The sequence below is a fragment of the Dorea sp. ICN-14282 genome (assembly GCF_037890115.1).
GTDB classification, from domain to species: domain Bacteria; phylum Bacillota; class Clostridia; order Lachnospirales; family Lachnospiraceae; genus Dorea_B; species Dorea_B phocaeensis.
Map to the genome: position 1 here is coordinate 1,073,358 of NZ_JBBKBH010000001.1, position 18,149 is coordinate 1,091,506.

At 45.5% G+C, this 18,149-nt stretch carries 18 protein-coding genes; 6 read left to right on the forward strand and 12 right to left on the reverse strand.

The window, feature by feature from the left end:
* Nucleotides 1-3 precede the first annotated feature (3 nt).
* Complete coding sequence (locus WKT00_RS05015) at nucleotides 4-966, reverse strand: carbohydrate kinase family protein (protein ID WP_101695613.1); 963 nt, start codon at nucleotides 964-966, stop codon at nucleotides 4-6.
* Between the two features lie 190 nt (nucleotides 967-1,156).
* Between WKT00_RS05015 and WKT00_RS05020 the strand changes: the two genes are divergently transcribed.
* The 6 genes from WKT00_RS05020 (at nucleotide 1,157) to WKT00_RS05045 (ending at nucleotide 5,228) form a co-directional block, all read left to right on the forward strand.
* On the forward strand, nucleotides 1,157-1,324 hold the full coding sequence (locus WKT00_RS05020; protein ID WP_159459870.1) for a hypothetical protein: 168 nt from the start codon (nucleotides 1,157-1,159) through the stop codon (nucleotides 1,322-1,324).
* Between the two features lie 195 nt (nucleotides 1,325-1,519).
* Entirely contained in the window at nucleotides 1,520-2,668 is a 1,149-nt protein-coding gene (locus tag WKT00_RS05025; RefSeq protein WP_101695614.1) for an NAD(P)-dependent malic enzyme, read from the forward strand.
* Nucleotide 2,669: 1 nt separating this feature from the next.
* Nucleotides 2,670-3,593, forward strand: coding sequence for a TIGR01212 family radical SAM protein (locus WKT00_RS05030; protein ID WP_101695615.1), 924 nt, complete (start codon nucleotides 2,670-2,672; stop codon nucleotides 3,591-3,593).
* A gap of 2 nt (nucleotides 3,594-3,595) precedes the next feature.
* Entirely contained in the window at nucleotides 3,596-4,108 is a 513-nt protein-coding gene (locus WKT00_RS05035) for a DUF4364 family protein (protein WP_101695616.1), read from the forward strand.
* Nucleotides 4,109-4,122: 14 nt separating this feature from the next.
* Entirely contained in the window at nucleotides 4,123-4,674 is a 552-nt protein-coding gene (locus WKT00_RS05040; RefSeq protein ID WP_101695617.1) for a chromate transporter, read from the forward strand.
* Nucleotides 4,671-5,228, forward strand: coding sequence for a chromate transporter (locus WKT00_RS05045; protein ID WP_101695618.1), 558 nt, complete (start codon nucleotides 4,671-4,673; stop codon nucleotides 5,226-5,228). Before WKT00_RS05040 ends, WKT00_RS05045 begins: the two co-directional genes overlap by 4 nt.
* 39 nt (nucleotides 5,229-5,267) lie before the next feature.
* Here the strand turns inward: WKT00_RS05045 and hemW are convergent, their stop codons facing one another.
* The 11 genes from hemW to WKT00_RS05100 all read right to left on the reverse strand — a co-directional run bounded on the left by hemW (nucleotide 5,268) and on the right by WKT00_RS05100 (nucleotide 18,146).
* Complete coding sequence (gene hemW, locus WKT00_RS05050; protein ID WP_340261416.1) at nucleotides 5,268-6,359, reverse strand: radical SAM family heme chaperone HemW; 1,092 nt, start codon at nucleotides 6,357-6,359, stop codon at nucleotides 5,268-5,270.
* Complete coding sequence (gene lepA / locus WKT00_RS05055) at nucleotides 6,359-8,173, reverse strand: translation elongation factor 4 (RefSeq protein ID WP_101695620.1); 1,815 nt, start codon at nucleotides 8,171-8,173, stop codon at nucleotides 6,359-6,361. The genes hemW and lepA overlap by 1 nt, the downstream gene beginning before the upstream one ends.
* Nucleotides 8,174-8,223: 50 nt before the next feature.
* Nucleotides 8,224-9,204: a DNA polymerase III subunit delta gene (gene holA / locus WKT00_RS05060; RefSeq protein ID WP_101695621.1), complete on the reverse strand. Its 981-nt coding sequence runs from the start codon at nucleotides 9,202-9,204 to the stop codon at nucleotides 8,224-8,226.
* Between the two features lie 35 nt (nucleotides 9,205-9,239).
* Nucleotides 9,240-10,256 carry an alpha-hydroxy-acid oxidizing protein gene (locus WKT00_RS05065; RefSeq protein ID WP_101695686.1) on the reverse strand — a complete coding sequence of 339 codons (1,017 nt, stop codon included), beginning with the start codon at nucleotides 10,254-10,256 and terminating at the stop codon, nucleotides 9,240-9,242.
* Nucleotides 10,257-10,325: 69 nt separating this feature from the next.
* Nucleotides 10,326-12,677 (reverse strand): DNA internalization-related competence protein ComEC/Rec2, encoded by a 2,352-nt coding sequence (locus WKT00_RS05070; protein ID WP_101695622.1) that lies wholly within the window; start codon nucleotides 12,675-12,677, stop codon nucleotides 10,326-10,328.
* On the reverse strand, nucleotides 12,674-13,600 hold the full coding sequence (locus WKT00_RS05075; RefSeq protein WP_242962677.1) for a GerMN domain-containing protein: 927 nt from the start codon (nucleotides 13,598-13,600) through the stop codon (nucleotides 12,674-12,676). The genes WKT00_RS05070 and WKT00_RS05075 overlap by 4 nt, the downstream gene beginning before the upstream one ends.
* 14 nt (nucleotides 13,601-13,614) lie before the next feature.
* On the reverse strand, nucleotides 13,615-15,081 hold the full coding sequence (locus WKT00_RS05080; protein ID WP_340261425.1) for an ATP-binding protein: 1,467 nt from the start codon (nucleotides 15,079-15,081) through the stop codon (nucleotides 13,615-13,617).
* Complete coding sequence (locus WKT00_RS05085) at nucleotides 15,038-15,727, reverse strand: response regulator transcription factor (protein WP_101695624.1); 690 nt, start codon at nucleotides 15,725-15,727, stop codon at nucleotides 15,038-15,040. The genes WKT00_RS05080 and WKT00_RS05085 overlap by 44 nt, the downstream gene beginning before the upstream one ends.
* 19 nt (nucleotides 15,728-15,746) lie before the next feature.
* The gene (locus tag WKT00_RS05090; RefSeq protein WP_101695625.1) at nucleotides 15,747-16,415 is read right to left on the reverse strand and encodes a helix-hairpin-helix domain-containing protein; all 669 of its coding nucleotides are present in this window, start codon (nucleotides 16,413-16,415) and stop codon (nucleotides 15,747-15,749) included.
* Nucleotides 16,416-16,481: 66 nt separating this feature from the next.
* Nucleotides 16,482-16,913 (reverse strand): DMT family transporter, encoded by a 432-nt coding sequence (locus tag WKT00_RS05095; protein WP_101695626.1) that lies wholly within the window; start codon nucleotides 16,911-16,913, stop codon nucleotides 16,482-16,484.
* Nucleotides 16,914-16,970: 57 nt separating this feature from the next.
* Nucleotides 16,971-18,146 carry an aspartate aminotransferase family protein gene (locus tag WKT00_RS05100; RefSeq protein WP_101695627.1) on the reverse strand — a complete coding sequence of 392 codons (1,176 nt, stop codon included), beginning with the start codon at nucleotides 18,144-18,146 and terminating at the stop codon, nucleotides 16,971-16,973.
* Between the last annotated feature and the right edge of the window lie 3 nt (nucleotides 18,147-18,149).

Here is an 18,149-nt window from a genome sequence, read left to right on the forward strand (position 1 = left end):
ATCCTACTGTTCCCCTAATAATTTCATAATATCTTCCGGTTCCGGCATGGAGCGAATAGCTCCTTTTTTCGTGGTAATCAATGCTGCTCCACCATTTGCGTAAGTCAGAATCTGTCCCAATTTCTGCTCATCAAGCTTATCAAGACCATATTCTAAAACTCCATGGATAGCACACCCAAAGAACGTATCGCCGGCTCCCGTCGTCTCAACAGTCTTTACGGAAAATCCCGGTCTTTCAACCCGCAGATTCCGATAATAGGCACGGCTTCCTTCCTTTCCCATCGTCAGGAAGATCAAAGGAATCTGATACTTCTTCTGCAGATAGCGGATTCCATCGTCATAGTCTTCCATCCCCGACACAAACTGGATCTCATTATCCGAAATTTTTAATATATCACAATATCCAAATCCAAATTCCATCTGCTTTTTCGCATCCTCCATGGAAGACCAAAGCGGAGGCCGAAGATTGGGATCAAAGGTAATCAGGCACCCTTCCTCCCTTGCCGTCTCAAGCGCCTTCTCTGTCGCTGTTCTTGCCGGCTCGTCCGTCATGGAAAGCGTTCCAAAATGAAAGATTTTGGACTGGCGGATCAAATCATAATCCACCTCTTCTTTCATCAGCATCATATCTGCTCCCGGCTTCCTATAAAAAGAAAATTCCCGGTCTCCATCCGAAAGTGTATGTACGAATGCCAGCGTAGTATGAATATCCTGATCCAGTATAAGTCCTCTGCTCTCCACGCCTAAATCCTCAATGGTTCTTTTCAAAAGGCGCCCAAACTGGTCATCTCCAACCTTGCCGATAAAAGCGGTCTTTCTTCCTAATTTATTCAGCATTGCAAGCACATTACATGGCGCTCCTCCCGGACATGCTTCAAACAGCTGATTCCCCTGCCCGCTTTGTCCATTTTGTGTAAAATCAATCAGCATTTCGCCCATAGCGGTAACATCATATAACTTTCCCATTTTCCGCACTCCTTATTATATCAAGATCCATCTTTCACCATTCTATCACATTATGCAATCTTTTGAAAGACCAATGAAATTCTTGTTATTTTTTTGTCAAATTGTCAATTTACACAAATTTCTTCTAATGATACAATATTTAACGTAAAAATAAAAGTTAAAAGTTTAACATGTTTTGGAGGGAATACAAATGTCAAGCGTATTAGTTATTGTATCTATTGCATTCGCAGGGTTTCTTGCATATATCATTGGAGAAAGAATTCATGAAATCAGAACAGCTCTGATCTGCAATGAAAGCACAGAAAAGAGCCGCCATGAAAAAGAGCATTTTGCAGTTGTTCGCACAATGCACGCCTAACGGCATTGAACCAAAAATTAAACATTGCATGCTATTTAATTTTCCATAAAAAGGGCTGTTCTTTTGCAACAGTCCTTTTTTTAATCGAAACTTTATTGATTTGCATCTCTATGAATGGTATGATTATAAACAGTGATTCGTTTCACATTTAATAAGGTAACAATTCAAAATTTGATAAAAGAAGGTGGTATTCCTATGACAACAAATGAAAAAGCACTCAAGATGCATGAAGAGTGGAATGGAAAGATTGAAACAACAGCCAAATCACACGTCCACTCCCGCGAGGATCTTGCAATCGCCTATACACCAGGCGTTGCCGAGCCATGTAAAGTCATTGCAAAGGACAAAGAAGCAGCCTACACTTACACTATGAAAGCCAATACCGTGGCCGTCATATCCGATGGAAGCGCAGTTCTTGGTCTTGGCAATATCGGCGCCCTTGCCGCAATGCCTGTCATGGAAGGAAAGGCCGTTCTATTCAAAGAATTCGGCGGGGTCAACGCGGTTCCTATCTGTCTTGACACACAGGATACCGAAGAAATTATCCAAACAGTGGTTAATATCGCCCCGGCATTTGGCGGTATTAATTTGGAAGATATCAGCGCGCCCCGCTGCTTTGAGATTGAAGAACGCTTAAAAGAACTCCTTAATATCCCTGTCTTCCATGATGACCAACACGGAACAGCCATCGTCGTTCTTGCCGGTATTATCAATGCATTGAAGGTCACCGGCAAATCAAAAGAGACTTCCAAAGTTGTAGTCAACGGAGCTGGAAGCGCCGGAATTGCCATTACAAAACTGCTCTTAACCTACGGCTTTAAAGAAATCACCATGTGTGATATCAATGGCATCATCAGCAAGGCTTCTCCGAACCTGAATTGGATGCAGCAGAAAATGGCTGAGGTCACCAATCTGGAAGGACGAACAGGAACGCTCGCCGATGCACTCGTAGGCGCCGACATCTTCGTCGGTGTATCTGCCCCCGGCATCGTCACTTCAGAGATGGTTGCTTCCATGAATCAGGATGCCATCCTCTTTGCTATGGCAAACCCGGTTCCGGAAATCATGCCGGATCTTGCCAAGGCCGCAGGCGCCAGAATTGTCGGAACCGGACGCTCCGACTTTCCAAATCAGGTCAATAATGTCGTTGCCTTCCCTGGCATCTTCAAAGGTGCACTGGAAGGACGAGCTTCCCAGATCACAGAAGAGATGAAGCTTGCAACAGCGCAGGCCATCGCAGACCTTGTACCGGAAGACGACTTAAATGAAGAACATATTCTTCCGGAAGCCTTTGACCCTCGTGTTGCTGACGTAGTCAGTCAGGCAGTAAAGGAACGTATCTAATATGGCAGTCTATTGGGACGAAAAAAGATATCATTCTCTTAACTACCATCTAAGAAAAACCTATGGAGAGAAACTGTATAAGATCTCTTTGGATGGCGGCATGACCTGCCCCAACCGCGATGGTACGCTTGGTACCCGTGGCTGCATCTTTTGCAGTAAGGGCGGTTCCGGCGACTTCGCCGCCTCCAAAACGCTTTCCATCACAGAGCAGATTGAAACCGGAAAGCAGCAGGCAGCCCGCAAATATACCGGCAACTCCTATATTGCCTATTTTCAGGCGTATACGAATACTTACGCCCCTGCTGCGTACCTGAGACAAATTTTCACCGAAGCAATCCAGAATCCGAATATTCGGATTCTGTCCATTGCTACCCGCCCGGACTGTCTAAGTCCTGACGTTATCAGTCTTTTAAAGGAGCTTGCGGCACTCAAACCCATCTGGGTTGAATTAGGACTGCAGACCATCCACGAAGATACCGCTCGTTTTATCCGAAGAGGCTACGATCTGCCTGTTTTTGAACGCGCTATCCACGATCTTAGAAATGCCGGAATTACAGTCATCGTTCATACCATTCTCGGACTGCCGGGAGAAAGCCGAAAGCAAATGCTTCAAACAGTCAATTATTTAAATACCCAGGATATCCAGGGCATCAAGTTTCAGCTTCTCCATATACTGAAAGATACTGATCTTGCAGACTATTATGAGAGACACCCGTTTCCTCTTCCAGATATGGAAACTTATTTTTCTATACTGGCGGAGCAACTGACGCATCTGCGTCCTGACATCGTCGTCCACCGATTAACCGGTGACGGCCCCAAACAACTCCTGATTGCTCCCCTTTGGACCGGGAACAAACGTCAGGTACTCAACCAGATGCAGGCTTATTTCAAACGCCATGACATCTGGCAAGGAAAGGATTTGTAAGAATGGCCAATTCATTTAAACTTTATAAATTAATCATACTCTATATGCTGAGTAAAGTGGACTTCCCTCTGACAAATTCCCAGATTTCAGAGTTTATACTGGATGAAGGATACACTACTTATTTTAAACTTCAGCAAGCAATCTCTGAGCTTCTGGAATCTGGATTTATCCGGGAAGAAGCAACTCACAGCCGAACCTTCTATCATCTGACGGAGGAAGGCGCAGAGACCATCCATTTCTTCAAAAATGATATCTCTCCGGCAATTCAGCAGGATATCGATACCTTTCTGAAGGAAAAACGCTACGAATTAAAAAATGAGGTTGCTGTGAAAGCCGATTACTACCGTACGCCAAACACCGAATATGCCGTACGCTGCCAGGTCATTGAACAGGACAGCTCGCTGATTGATCTGACCGTCACCGTACCTACAGAAGCAGAGGCAGAAACCATTGTAAACAATTGGACAATGAAAAACCAGGAAATTTACGCACTGGTCATGTCTACACTCTTGTAAACAGGAGAACTCTTATGAAATTTAGAAAATTTTCTGAACTCTATGTCAGCTTTTTTAAAATCGGAAGTCTGCTCTTTGGCGGAGGCCTCGCCATGCTTCCTCTTTTACAGAAGGAAGTGGTCGAACAGAGAAAATGGTGTACAGAAGAAGAAATTATGGACATGTATGCCATCGGACAATGTACCCCAGGCGTAATCGCCGTCAACACTGCCACCTATGTCGGTTATCGGCAGGCAGGAATTGGCGGCAGCATTGCCGGAACCCTTGGAGTTATCTCTCCTTCCATTCTGATTATCTGCTTAATCGCATCTGTTCTTCAGAATTTTTTACAACTCCCCCTTGTCATTCACGCTCTTTCCGGGATTCGGATTGTCGTCTGTGCGTTGATGTTAAATACCGTCTTTCGTCTGGCCAAAAAAGGAATCGTTGATAAGTTAGGCGGCGTGCTCTTTCTAAGCTCTTTCCTTCTTGCCTGCTTTACGCCCCTTCCCACAGCCATTATTATCCTTCTTGCCGGAGGATGCGGTATCATCGGACAACACTTCAAAAGGAGGCATACCCCATGATTTATTTCACATTGGCATACGAATTCTTTAAAATCGGACTCTTTTCTATCGGCGGCGGAATGGCAACTCTGCCCTTTCTGATGGATTTAGCTGGAAAACACGACTGGTTTACTATTGCTCAGGTAGCTGATATGGCAGCCATCAGCGAAAGTACCCCCGGTCCTCTAGGTGTCAATATGGCCACCTTCGCCGGATACCATGCCGCCGGAATTCCCGGTGCACTGATTGCTACTCTTGCACTTACCGCTCCGGCGCTGATCATTATTATACTAATCGCAAAATTCCTGGAAAATTTCAGTGAAAACCAAACGGTACAGGCTGTTTTTTACGGAATCCGCCCAACAGTCGCCGCCCTGATAGGATACGCCGTCTGGGAGCTGCTTCAAATCACCATGGTCACCACCACAGAAAATGGCCAGACCCTTCCAGATCTGACCAGTATTATGCTCTGTATTCTGTTCGTTCTGCTTCTGCAGTGGAAACGGCTGCAAAAACTTCATCCTATCGTGTGGATCCTTGCCGGAGCTGTCGCAGGAATCCTCCTCAAATTATAAGAATCTTTTCTATACTAAAAAGCGCTAGAAATCATTCGCTTACAGGAGAAATTCGCTCATCACATAGTTGCTGACATCGATGCCCGCATCGGTCAGGCAAACCTGGTCTTCCCCTACCAAAAGGAGACCTTTTTTCTGCATTTCTTCCAACACCTTCCCGTACACAGACTCCATAGTCCGCTGATATGTCTTTGCAAACTCTGCCTTGGAAACCCCCTTCATCGTCCGAAGCCCCAAAAACATGGTCTCTTCCATCTGCGCTTTTCTATCTAATTTTTCCGGAATCTCTCCCTCATTCCAGCGCTCCTCTCGTATCAGAGAGGCTGCTCCAGTTCCTATTCCCAGATACTCTGTCCGATTCCAATAACCTAGGTTATGCCGGCACTCATACCCCAGACGGGCATAATTAGAGATCTCATAGCGGTGATAACCATAAGATTCCAGGATTTCCCGCGTCCGATAATACATCTTTCGTTCCATCTCCTCATCTGGGAGTTCCTCCAGATGCTTTCCATTTCCATACCGTTCATAGAATGGCGTTCCCTCTTCCACAATCAGACTGTAGGCCGAGATATGCTCCGGTTTAAGACGCGCCACTTCATGAAGCGTCTCCTCCCAATCTGCCAGCGTCTGCAGCGGGATTCCAGACATCAAATCCACATTGATATTCAAAAAGCCTGCCTTCCTGGCTAATTCGTAAGTCCAAAGGAACTCTTCATATGTATGAATTCTCCCCAGTCGCTTTAATTCTCGATCTTTTGCCGACTGTAATCCAATACTTAAACGGTTAATACCGCAGTTTCGATAGGCCTGTAATTTCTCTTCTGTTACCGTCCCCGGATTTGCCTCCAGGCTGATTTCCGCATCTGAATCAATAACAAAAGTCTCTCTTACCGCTTCAAAAATCTGCTCTATCTGTTTGGAAAGAAGCAGTGACGGCGTCCCGCCTCCTACAAAAATACTGACAACATGATAAGCCTTTGCCAGATCTTTATAGGAACGGATCTTCTGACAAAGGCTTTCTACATAGACCTTTCGCTCCCCCGCACAGGAGGGAGCCGAAAGGAAATCGCAATAATTACACTTTTGTATACAAAATGGTATATGCAAATACAATTCTAATGGTTTCATTATTTATCATCCAGCTTCAAAACGCTCATAAATGCCTTCTGCGGAATCTCGACATTGCCGACCTGTCTCATCCGCTTCTTTCCTTCTTTCTGCTTCTCTAAAAGCTTTCTCTTACGGCTGATATCACCGCCGTAACACTTGGCAAGGACATCCTTTCTCATTGCCTTTACCGTCTCTCTGGCGATAATCTTACTTCCGATTGCTGCCTGAATCGGAATCTCAAAGAGCTGTCTTGGAATCTCTTCTTTCAGTTTCTCACACATCTTACGTCCGCGCTCGTATGCTGTTCCCTCATGCACAATAAAGGACAGCGCATCCACCTCTTCTTTATTGATCAGGATATCAAGCTTCACCAATTCTGACTGTACATAACCGTCCATCTCATAATCAAAGGAAGCGTATCCTCTGGACCGAGATTTCAGTGCATCAAAGAAATCATAGATAATTTCATTCAGTGGAAGATGATAGCGAAGCACCGCACGGGTCTCCTCAATATATTCCATTCCTTCATAGACACCTCTTCGCTCCTGACAAAGATCCATAATGGCGCCGATAAATTCTGATGTTACCATAATCTCCGCCTTTACCATCGGTTCTTCCATGTATTCAATCTCAGACGGATCTGGAAGATTAGATGGATTGGTCAGCTCTATGACCTCTCCATTGGTCTTATGCACCTTATAAATAACTCCCGGCGCTGTTGTCACCAAATCCAGATTGTATTCTCTCTCCAGACGTTCCTGAATAATTTCCAGATGAAGAAGCCCCAGGAACCCACATCTAAATCCGAATCCCAGTGCAATGGAGGTCTCCGGCTCAAACTGAAGTGACGCATCGTTTAACTGCAGTTTTTCCAATGCATCTCTTAAGTCCGGATACTTTGCCCCGTCTGCCGGATACATTCCGCAGTACACCATCGGATTAACTTTCTTGTATCCCGGAAGCGGTTCTTTACAAGGCTGCTGTGCATTGGTAATGGTATCACCCACCCGCGTATCCTTAACATTCTTAAGGCTCGCTGTAATATAACCAACCATACCTGCAGATAACTCCTCACAAGGAATAAACTGACCGGCTCCAAAATAACCAACTTCTACAACTTCCGCCTTTGCTCCTGTTGCCATCATCAGGATTGGCGTACCCTTTTTCACCGTTCCTTCCTTAATTCGGCAAAACACAATGACACCTTTATAAGAATCATAAAGTGAATCAAAAATCAACGCTTTCAACGGAGCCTCTTTGTCTCCTGTCGGAGCTGGGATCTTCTCCACGATCTGCTCCAGCACCTGATCGACATTTAACCCTGTCTTTGCGGAAATCTGCGGTGCATCCACCGCCTCAATTCCAATCACATCTTCAATTTCTTCAATTACACGGTCCGGATCTGCACTTGGAAGATCTACTTTATTAATCACCGGCATCACATCCAAATCGTGATCCAGAGCCAAATAAACATTTGCCAGCGTCTGTGCTTCCACTCCCTGCGCCGCATCCACCACCAGGATGGCTCCGTCACAGGCCGCAAGACTTCGAGACACTTCATAATTAAAATCCACATGTCCAGGCGTATCAATCAGATTGAAGATATACTCTTCTCCATCTTTTGCCCGATATACAATACGAACGGTTTGCGCTTTAATGGTAATTCCCCGCTCCCGTTCCAGTTCCATATTATCCAATACCTGCGACTGCATTTCCCGACTGGTTAACAATCCCGTCATCTCAATAATCCGGTCCGCCAGTGTGGATTTGCCGTGGTCAATATGTGCAATAATACAAAAATTACGAATTTTACTCTGATCTATTCCTGCCACTTACTTCTTCCCCTTAGCTAATAATTTTAATCTTTTACTCGTACAATATATCACACAGAACTATATTTTACAATGAAAAGTTCCACACTCATCCGGTCGCTTAGGCGGCCTGTTTTCACCATATGCTCTGTCTCTGCCGCCTCTTCCATAATGCTTCTTAGCTCCTTTTTAGAAAAGCTCTTGCATTGCTGCATATATTTTCCCGCCACGAAAGGATGAATTCCTGCCGTACTTGCAATCTGAGCCTTCGTCTGACCTTTTTCCAACAAATCTTTCACCTGAAGAAGCAGCCGAAACTGCCTTGTCAACAAATAGAGGATCCGCATAGGCGGCTCCTTTAACGACAACAGATCATAGTAAAGTTCCAATGCCTTCTTCTGCTTCTTCTCTGCAACCGCTTCCACCATGACAAAAATCTGATTTGTCACCTGGCTGGTACAGATCTCCTCTACATCCTCTACGGTAATCTCCGTCTGTCCCATAGTATAGGAAAACAGCTTCTCCAATTCTTTCTCAAGATTCTCCATATCTGTTCCTGTCTTAGCCAGCAGATACTTGGCTGTAGACTCCTTGATCTGCCTTCCTTCCCGTTTTACCTGGGAGGCAAGCCAGTAAAGAAGCGTCTTCTCATCCTGACGCCCCATCTCCGTAATCCGGCCTTTACTTTTTACCGCTTTATACATCTTTCCCCGCTTGTCTACTTCCTGCTCAACAAAGAGAAAGCAAGCAGTTTCCGGCATGGTTTTGATATACTCCGCAAGCTCCGGAGAAGCATTTTTAAAAAATCCGGAATTTTCCACCACAATCAGACGCCGCTCTGCAAAAAACGGCATGGTTTCTGCCAGGTCAATCAGTTCACCCGGATTGATCCCTTTTCCTTCATAATACGCATAATTCACCGTATCTCCTTCTGGAAGAATCGCCTTGGTAATCCGATCTTTATACTGTTTTTTCAGATAAGCTTCCTCTCCGCAGAGAAGATAGACCGGCTTCCACTGTCCGGTCTTAATATCTTCATTTAAACTTTTCATATCTGTGTCATCCCTACCGTTTTTTCTTCTTTTCCTTAAACTCTGACCATATCGTGAGAAATCTCTGCCAGCGAATGCGCTCCGCACATCGCCATCGTATCCCGAAGCTCTGCTGCCAGCTTCCTGGTATAAACTTCCACGCCTTCTGCTCCACCGCCATATACAGCCGTCACATAAGGTCTTCCAATCAATACACCGTCTGCACCAAGCGCCAGTGCCTTAAAGATATCCACACCGGAACGGATTCCACCATCCACCAGAATCTTCATTTCATGGCCTGCTGCCTTTACAATCTCCTCCAATACTTCTGCCGTCGCCGGACATTGATCCAATACGCGGCCGCCGTGATTAGACACTACAATCGCAGAAGCTCCCGCACTCTTTGCTTTTCTTGCTCCCGCTGGCGTCATAATCCCCTTCACAATGAACGGCACTCCTGCTGCCTTTACAATCTCTGTTAGCTCTTCTACCGATTTGCTTCCAGCCGGCGGCGTTAAATTCTGCAAAAACGGAAGGCCTGCTGCATCAATATCCATAGCTACCGCAAAGGAGCCGGAAGCTTGTATCAGCGCCAGTTTTTCTTTCAGCGTGTTTATATCCCACGGTTTCACCGTTGGAATTCCCTGCCCATCCTTTACTTTGATCGCATTGGTAGCTGCCATCATTACATCCGGATTCGTTCCATCTCCCGTAAAGGCTGCAATCCCTGCATCCGCACAGGCGGACACCAGAATATCATTGTAGGCCTGATCGTCATATTTATCTCCATAATGAAGCTTTAACGCCCCGATCGGAGCCGCAAAAATCGGATACCGAAAGCTTCTTCCGAACAATTCCAGTGTCGTATCCACCGGACGATTCTCGCAGATTGTATCCATATTCACGCGTATTTCCTGCCATTTATCGTAATTGCGAACCGCCACTGTACCAGTTCCCTTAGCTCCCGGTCCCGGCATCTGATTTGTACAGGCTTTTCCATTGCATACCGGACAGGCTTTGCAGTACGGCCCCATACAAGTTTTTGCATTCTTCAACATTTCTTCATAAGTCATTCCTTTCAACCTTCCTTCTTCCAAACTTTTCACCACATCCTAATTCTTCTTAAAAGTATACGGAAAAATTCACGTAAATTCAACACCTTTGCCCGGATAATAAAAACACATTCTTTTCCCGTCTGACCAAACGCTGATAGCGCCGCCCGTCTGTGTACTGTAAATAATACTGCCGCTTTCCTTTAATCTTCGAAGCGCCTCCTTATGCGGATGTCCATAACGGTTTTTTACTCCGGCAGAGATCACTGCATATTTGGGCGATACTGTTTCCAGGAATTCTTTCGCCGAAGAATTTCCGGATCCATGGTGCGCTGCCTTCAACACATCCAGCGTCTTATTCCCATAGAATCTTTTCATCTGCTCCGTCAGAAGTTCCTCTCCTTCTTTCTCCACATCTCCTGTAAGCAGAAGGTCAAATTCTCCGTATGTAACTGCAAGAACCATCGACGCAGCATTCCCCTGCTCCAGACGTCTCTCTTTCTCCGGCTGAATGCAGACAATTTCCAGCTCGCCTTCTGTAACTTTTTGTCCCGGTTTCATCTCTGCAACTGTAATTCCCGCCTTTTGCGCCTGCCATGCCAGATTCAGAAGCGCTTCGTCCCACACTTCCCGCACGGGAAGAACCAGCGTGCCAATCTTCACGCCAATCCGCCTCCTCTCAATTAATTCTGAAATGCCATTCAAATGATCCTGATCTCCATGGGATACAAACACATAATCAAGCTTGCCGCATCCCTGCGCCTTTAAAAATGGCTCAATCCGGTATTTTCCTACCTGCTTCACGTCACTGCTTCCGCCGTCTGCCAGATAGGTAGTCCCATCCGGTCCTCGAAGGAAAATACCGTCTCCCTGACCCACATCCAAAAAAGTAACACAGAAACCCTGAGTTTTTTCTGGGAACAATAAAAATGCAGCTAATAGAAACAAAGACAGCCCGCCAATCATCCTCCGTACACACCCTATGCTCTTCGCTTTAAAGTCTTCTTGTTTCCGTTCTTTTTTTCGTGGTTTTCTCTTATCGCTTTGCAGATTCTTTCTTTTCATCCACCCTAAAGCAGCAAACAAAACTACATAGTATGCTATAATTTTCCATCCGGGTGGCTGCCCGGCTATCACCCGTGCTCCAGGAAACCCAAGCGCCAGTCTGCAGCTTTCTTCATAAAGCTCCAAAATGCCACTGCTGATTCCAAAGCACAGCTTTGCAGCCGGAAATACCACCGTTCCCAAAAATGCAAACACACTTCCAAAAATCCCAACTACCAAAAGAACCGACATCAGAGGGATCACATACAGGTTCAGCAAAACCGCATAGACAGGAAGCTCAAAGAAACAGGAAAGCTGAATCGGAAGAAGGACGATCTGAATTCCAGCACTTGCTAAAAAACCTTTCACAAACACTCTCCTGTCAGTGAGAAAAAATTTCTCCAAAACCGGGAGCACAAATACCACAGCAAAGACGGCTCCAAAGGACAGCCAGAATCCTCCATCATACAGATACAGCGGACGCCAGTAGAGAACACACACCGCCGACACCACCAATGCAGTGACCGAGTCATAATGCCTTCCGGTGATATCCGCTCCTACCCGAAACAAAAACATCACAAGCGCCCGAACCGCCGACACCGTCGGACCTATCATCAAAATGTAACCGAACAAAAATAGAATTCCCGCTACCCCTCCTATCTGATAAGAACCTGTCAGACTGCGAAGAATCCGGTACATCCCAATCCCGATCAAGGACAGATGGAGACCAGAAACAGCGAGAATATGACCGATTCCATTTATCTGGTACAGTTCTTTTTGCTCCGGATCCATTCCACTCTTCTCCCCCAATATCATCGCCGCAAGCGTCGCTCCATCCTTTTCCCCCATCATAACTTCCATCTTCTTTTTCCACAGAGTCCTGAAATGAAAAAGGGAATCTCTAAGTCTCCATCTGTCATCGGAGACAATAGAACAGGATTTCCCCCAGACCATACCATGAATATTCTGCGTTTGATAATATCGCTTTTGATCAAAATTACCCGGATTTCTTGCATTTTGATAGAAAGATACTTCTCCTTTCACCTCTAGCTGATTGCCAAGATGTAATTCTTTCGATGGAATTTCCTCTGATGAATTATGTTTGATTGAAATCTCTTCTGAATTTTTAGAATCAAGATAAATAAGAATCGCCTTCTCCTGAAAAGAGGCTTTTTTAGATTTTATAGAATTATCTATCAGCGTCAGCATCTGACCATTGCTTTTTTCTTCGATCCGGATAAGCCGCCCCCTCACGGTAATCGCTTCTTTGTCCCTCACCAGACATTCTAAAGCGGAGGGGCGAAGCTCTAAAACTAGGCGCTCCCCTCCGACGACTACCCGGATCACTGCTGCAAGAAGAAGAATCAGACACACGCTGCAAAGAGGTCTGTTTTTCATTCATTGCCCTCCACCAGTGTCAGATCACCAGAAAGAGGCTTGCTTAAATCAATGCTGCTCATATACTTCAGATCCGTCTCCCCTTTCACAGAGATCTGCACTTCACTTACATTTCCTGCACCTACAATCGAATTTACAATTGCATAAATGGTAAGTCTGGGATCTACCGGACAAGTATTGTTCAGAAAATCTTCATCCAGATTGACATAGCAAATGTGATCTTTAACAGAGACTCCCAGTACATTCGTCTCCTCCGAAAGAAGTGGATAAGCCCCTTCGGATGCCGGTCCTTTGATCAACTGCTCCACAATCACCTTCTCAATCGACATATTACTGTTATAGCGGACACTGACCTCTTCTCTCACCAGCTTATCTCCCTTTTCATTTGCAAAATAAAGCGTTAGATCACCCATCTGATAGGAGTGAAGGGAGCTTCCGATATTCTGAATAAAGTCTTCCGGACGCATGGCGCCAACTGGCTCTCCTCCACGATCTTTAAGCGGCTCTCCCGCCACCAGAATTTCCACTCCTGTCACTCCTGCAATCTGCCCAAGTCCCCGCACAAGCGCTGCACGAAGAAGCAGCTCCTGAGAAGAATCAAGTTTGGTGTAATCTGCATCAAAATCTATAGTAATCCGTCCATTTTGAAACTCTGCTTTCTGAATCTTCAAATCGGCTGGAACTGCACTCTTATAATCGATAGACTCCGGCTCTTTTTTCATCTTCTTCAAATAATTTTCCATCTCTTCTTCGGGTGTATCACCTCGAAGTTCATATGGCTTTTCTACCAGCGTTGTCCCATCTGCACTGACATAATAGAGATAGGTTCCGCTTCCGCCTGGCTCCTTGCCTCTTCCACAGGCTGCCAGCATCAGCATAATAAATACCGTACAAAACACCATCCTGCCTGTCTTTCTGCTCACGCTATCGCCTCCCGTCATCTTACATAGGTTAGTGGAATCCGGATCGTAAATGTGGTTCCTTCTCCCAACTGACTATAAACCTTAATCGCTCCCCTGTGCATCACCACCGCGCCTCTTGCAATGGCAAGTCCAAGCCCCGTTCCGCCAATTTCCCTGGAATGAGACTTGTCCACCCGGTAAAATCTCTCAAAGATATGTTCCACCGACTCCTCCGGAATTCCCATTCCGGAATCAGCCACTTCAATATAACAGTATTTATGATCCGCATTAAGCGATACATGTACCCAGCCGCCTTCTTTATTATATTTGATTGCATTTTCCACCAGATTCGTAATTGCCAGCGATATTTTCACTTCATCCACCTCTGCATTCACAGGGCGAAAGCTCTCAAATACCACCTCAATATTTTGCATAGACGCAATCGGACGAAGACGCTTTAAAATCTTTTCTACCAGTTCGTTCATGTTTTCCATCGCAACATTAGGCGTATTGGCAGTTTTGTCCATCTTCACCAATGACAAAAGATCGTTGATTATCTTATTTTCTCTTTCGATTTCTTCTGAAAGATCTCCCATGAATTCTTTATAAAGCTCTGCCGGAGCATCTGGCTGTGTCAAAAGAGAATCTGATAAAACCTTCATAGATGTTAGTGGCGTTTTTAACTCATGTGATACATTCGACACAAATTCGTTTCTTGAGTCATCCAATGCTTTCATTCTTTCCAACATTTTATTGAATGCATCTGATAAGAGTACGGTTTCCGTATATGCGTTTTCATGCAGATAATTATCGTCATACCCTTCCGTCACCGCTGCAATGGAACTAGTGATACGCTTAAACGGCTTCACCATCACCAACCCTGACACACAAGCCAGAATCAACACCATAATCCCCATCAGGATCAACACTGTATCCGCCTTGTCCTCCAATACTGCAAGACTGTCTTCTATAATATCTGTAGAAATACTAACCAGCATCACACCTGCCGGCTCTTCTTGTACTGGATTTAAAATCGGCGCCATCACTTCAATATAGCGATTCTCCCGGTCATACCGACTGGTTCCTTTCCCCTGAAAACAACGGATGACATCGCCAGACACGATGGTTTTCCCAAGGTCCATATCATAGGTATCTTCTATCACCTGATAATTCTGATCGATCAGCATCACTCTGCCATTATAGATATTGGATAACTGGACAAGCTCTGCCCGTATCATCTCGGATGCAGTTCCCGCCAAGTAACCGGAATGACTCAGCTGGTTGCAAAGAATTGTACATTGATTCTGTATATCGGCAGTTCGTACATCCACTGCCCTGTTCTCATAACTTTTCAATACCACCGCTTTTAGAATCACTCCCGGAATAATCCCCGCAAGAATTACCAGAAATATAATCCGAAAGCGGAGGCTCTTAAATTCGCTCCGCTTAAAATACTTTCTAACCCCTGAAATAATAACCAACTCCCCACTTTGTGTATACATACTTTGGATCGCTCGGATTTGTCTCTACTTTTTCGCGCAGACGCCGGATATGAACGTCTACCGTTCTGGCGTCCCCCGGATACTCATATCCCCAGACGATATTCAGCAGATTCTCACGACTGTAAACCTTGTTGGGATTCATGGCCAAAAGTTCCAAAAGATCAAATTCCTTCGCCGTCAGATTGATTTCCCGATCTGCAATAAAGACTCTGCGGCTCTCACAATCGATCTTCATCTCTCCCTTATTTAGAATCTTATCCTCCGTCTGTCCCTGCGCCTGTTTGGTCACTCGACGCATAATCGCTTTGATCCGCGCCTTCACTTCCAGAATGTTAAACGGTTTGGTTATGTAGTCATCTGCTCCGTACTCCAGACCAAGAATCTTGTCCATATCATCGCCCTTTGCCGTCAGCATAATGATCGGCACATCCGAGAACTCCCGGATCATCTGGCACACTTCAAATCCATCGTGCTTCGGAAGCATAATGTCAAGAAGAATGATATCGTATGCATTTTCTTTCGCAAGCTTCAGCGCTTCCTCGCCGTCATAAGCACAGTCCACATCCATGCCGTCCTGCTCTAAGCTGTACCGGATTCCTTTCACAATCAGCTTTTCATCATCGACCACCAATACTCGTCTGCTCATTTTCTATCTCCCTTACCAATCATATCTTTACCTGTTCTTTAATCTTATGAAATACGCCCTCTTTGATGCCTTCTACTTCCATCAGTTCTTCTACTTTCTGAAATCCTCCGTGTTCTTCCCGATAGCGAAGAATGGCTTCCGCTTTTGCCTCTCCGATTCCACTTAGCGTCATTAGTTCCTCTGCCGTCGCTGTATTTAAGTTCACCTTACCGTCTTCTGCCTGAGGCATTCCCGGTATAGACGCATCCAAAACACCAGCTTCTCCCCCTGCAGACTCTGCATCCTTGGCAGCCTCTTCCTTTGACAGCACATAGATCTGCTGCCCATCTTCGACTGCCGCCGCCTGATTTAAACGCTCCCCTGCCGCCTGATTTGTCATGCCTCCTGCTGCCGCAACCGCTTCATAAATCCGGCTTCCTTCCGGCAGCTCATAGACTCCAGGGACATTGACCTGTCCACATACATGTACATAGACAACGCTTTCTTTTCCCTGATTTTCGATCTCTTCTTCTGCCTTCTCTTTTTCTGCCTTCTTTTCTTCCGTATCTTTCTGTTCCTCCGAAACCTCAATCGGCGTTATGCTTTCTCTCTTGTCGGATTCTCCGGCACAACCAAAGAAAAACATTCCACAAACGGTCAATACTGCCACGGACATTATCATATAATATTTCTTACTTTTCCTACGCATAATCTTACTCCTTTACAGTCTGTCGGAACTGCAAACACCCTGTTTATGCCTAGTAAAAGTATTGTACTATTTCCATTGAAAAATTGCAACTCCAATCAGGGCAATCACCATACCGATCACCTTCCGCCATTCCAAAGGCTCTTTATCCACACCAAACAGCCCAAATAGTTCAATCAAATAAGCCACTATCAATTGAGAAATCACAATAAGAAGCGCCGCTTTTGCAGGTCCTAACTGCTCCATACTCTTAATCACAGTCCAGGTAATACCTGCGCCAATGACGCCTCCCAGCAGCACGTATTTCGGTTCCACCTTCGTAAGCGTCAATATCGAATCTCTTCCGGCAACCAGCCACGCCGCCAGACACAAAAGAAACGCGCTAAACTGTACCCATCCATTACTGACCCACATTCCCGTCGTCTTCGTCACCTGTGTATTAAACACTCCCTGTACACTCATCAAAGCTCCGGAAAGCAAAGCAATCAAAAATCCAATCATCAGATCATACCTCCTACATTCTTGTAGATAGTATATCCAATGATTGGACTTTTATGTCTACAGTACCTTTTGTAAAATCCGAATCATTTCATCGATATGCCTGTTCTTAATCACAAGCGGCGGAACCATCCGAATCACATCGCTTCTCGCGCTAATAATCAGTAATCCTTCTTTTAATGCTTCCTGAATCACATCTCCTACCGGTCCATTCAGCCGGATTCCCTGAATCAGGCCTGTTCCCCGGCGTTCCAAAACCCTGTCAGATTCCTGCACCAGCGCATCTAATTTTTCTGTTAAATACGCACCTACCTCTTTCACATGCTCCGTCATCTGCTCCCGTTCATAGATTTCCAGTGTCTTGGCAACAGACGCACACACCAAAGGGTTCCCCCCATAAGTCGTTCCATGATCTCCCGGCTTTAGCGAATACTCCGCCACTTCTTCCGTCATAGCAAAGGCTCCTACCGGAACACCACTTCCAATCGCTTTTGCCATCGCCAGAATATCCGGCTTTACACCATATTTCTGCCATGCAAACATGGCGCCGGTTCTTGCCATCCCACACTGAATCTCGTCACAGATCATTAAGATTCCTTCCGCATCGCACAATGCACGGATTCCTTCCATAAATTCAGGCGTGGCTAAATTGATTCCTCCCTCGCCCTGTATTGGCTCCAGAATGATCGCACAAGTCTTCTCTGTCACCAGTTTTTTTACGCTGTCAAGATCATTAAACACAGCAAATTTCACACCCGGAATCAATGGCTCAAAAGGGGTCCGATACGCTTCATGTTCCGTCACCGACAATGCTCCCATGCTTCGTCCGTGAAAAGAATTTGTCATAGCAATAAATTCATATCTTCCCGTCCCTTTTGCCCATGCATATTTTCTCGCCGCTTTCAGCGCTCCTTCTATGGCTTCTGTCCCACTGTTGGTAAAAAATACCCGATCCATCCGGCTGGCCTTCTTTAAAAGTCCGGCTGCTTTTCCACAGGTAGTATTGTAATACAGATTCGAGGTATGAACCAGATGATCAATCTGCTCTTTCAGAGCTTCTTTCCACTCTTCATTGCTGTACCCAAGACCGGACACTGCAATTCCTGCCGCAAAATCCAGATACTTTTTCCCATCTGTGTCATAGAGATATACCCCCTCTCCATGATCCAGTACTACCGGAAACCGGTTATAAGTGTGAACCAGCCCACCATTCGTTTCTTCCATATATTGATTCATGTT

Coding starts and splice junctions, on each gene's coding strand:
- WKT00_RS05085 (WP_101695624.1), bottom strand. CDS start 15,727: ATGAGCAGACGAGTATTGGTGGTCGATGATGAAAAGCTGATTGTGAAA.
- WKT00_RS05020 (WP_159459870.1), top strand. CDS start 1,157: ATGTCAAGCGTATTAGTTATTGTATCTATTGCATTCGCAGGGTTTCTT.
- WKT00_RS05015 (WP_101695613.1), bottom strand. CDS start 966: ATGGGAAAGTTATATGATGTTACCGCTATGGGCGAAATGCTGATTGAT.
- WKT00_RS05070 (WP_101695622.1), bottom strand. CDS start 12,677: ATGAAAAACAGACCTCTTTGCAGCGTGTGTCTGATTCTTCTTCTTGCA.
- WKT00_RS05035 (WP_101695616.1), top strand. CDS start 3,596: ATGGCCAATTCATTTAAACTTTATAAATTAATCATACTCTATATGCTG.
- holA (WP_101695621.1), bottom strand. CDS start 9,204: ATGAAAAGTTTAAATGAAGATATTAAGACCGGACAGTGGAAGCCGGTC.
- WKT00_RS05095 (WP_101695626.1), bottom strand. CDS start 16,913: ATGATTGGATTTTTGATTGCTTTGCTTTCCGGAGCTTTGATGAGTGTA.
- hemW (WP_340261416.1), bottom strand. CDS start 6,359: ATGAAACCATTAGAATTGTATTTGCATATACCATTTTGTATACAAAAG.
- WKT00_RS05090 (WP_101695625.1), bottom strand. CDS start 16,415: ATGCGTAGGAAAAGTAAGAAATATTATATGATAATGTCCGTGGCAGTA.
- WKT00_RS05025 (WP_101695614.1), top strand. CDS start 1,520: ATGACAACAAATGAAAAAGCACTCAAGATGCATGAAGAGTGGAATGGA.
- WKT00_RS05030 (WP_101695615.1), top strand. CDS start 2,670: ATGGCAGTCTATTGGGACGAAAAAAGATATCATTCTCTTAACTACCAT.
- WKT00_RS05040 (WP_101695617.1), top strand. CDS start 4,123: ATGAAATTTAGAAAATTTTCTGAACTCTATGTCAGCTTTTTTAAAATC.
- WKT00_RS05045 (WP_101695618.1), top strand. CDS start 4,671: ATGATTTATTTCACATTGGCATACGAATTCTTTAAAATCGGACTCTTT.
- WKT00_RS05080 (WP_340261425.1), bottom strand. CDS start 15,081: ATGTATACACAAAGTGGGGAGTTGGTTATTATTTCAGGGGTTAGAAAG.
- WKT00_RS05065 (WP_101695686.1), bottom strand. CDS start 10,256: ATGACTTATGAAGAAATGTTGAAGAATGCAAAAACTTGTATGGGGCCG.
- WKT00_RS05100 (WP_101695627.1), bottom strand. CDS start 18,146: ATGAATCAATATATGGAAGAAACGAATGGTGGGCTGGTTCACACTTAT.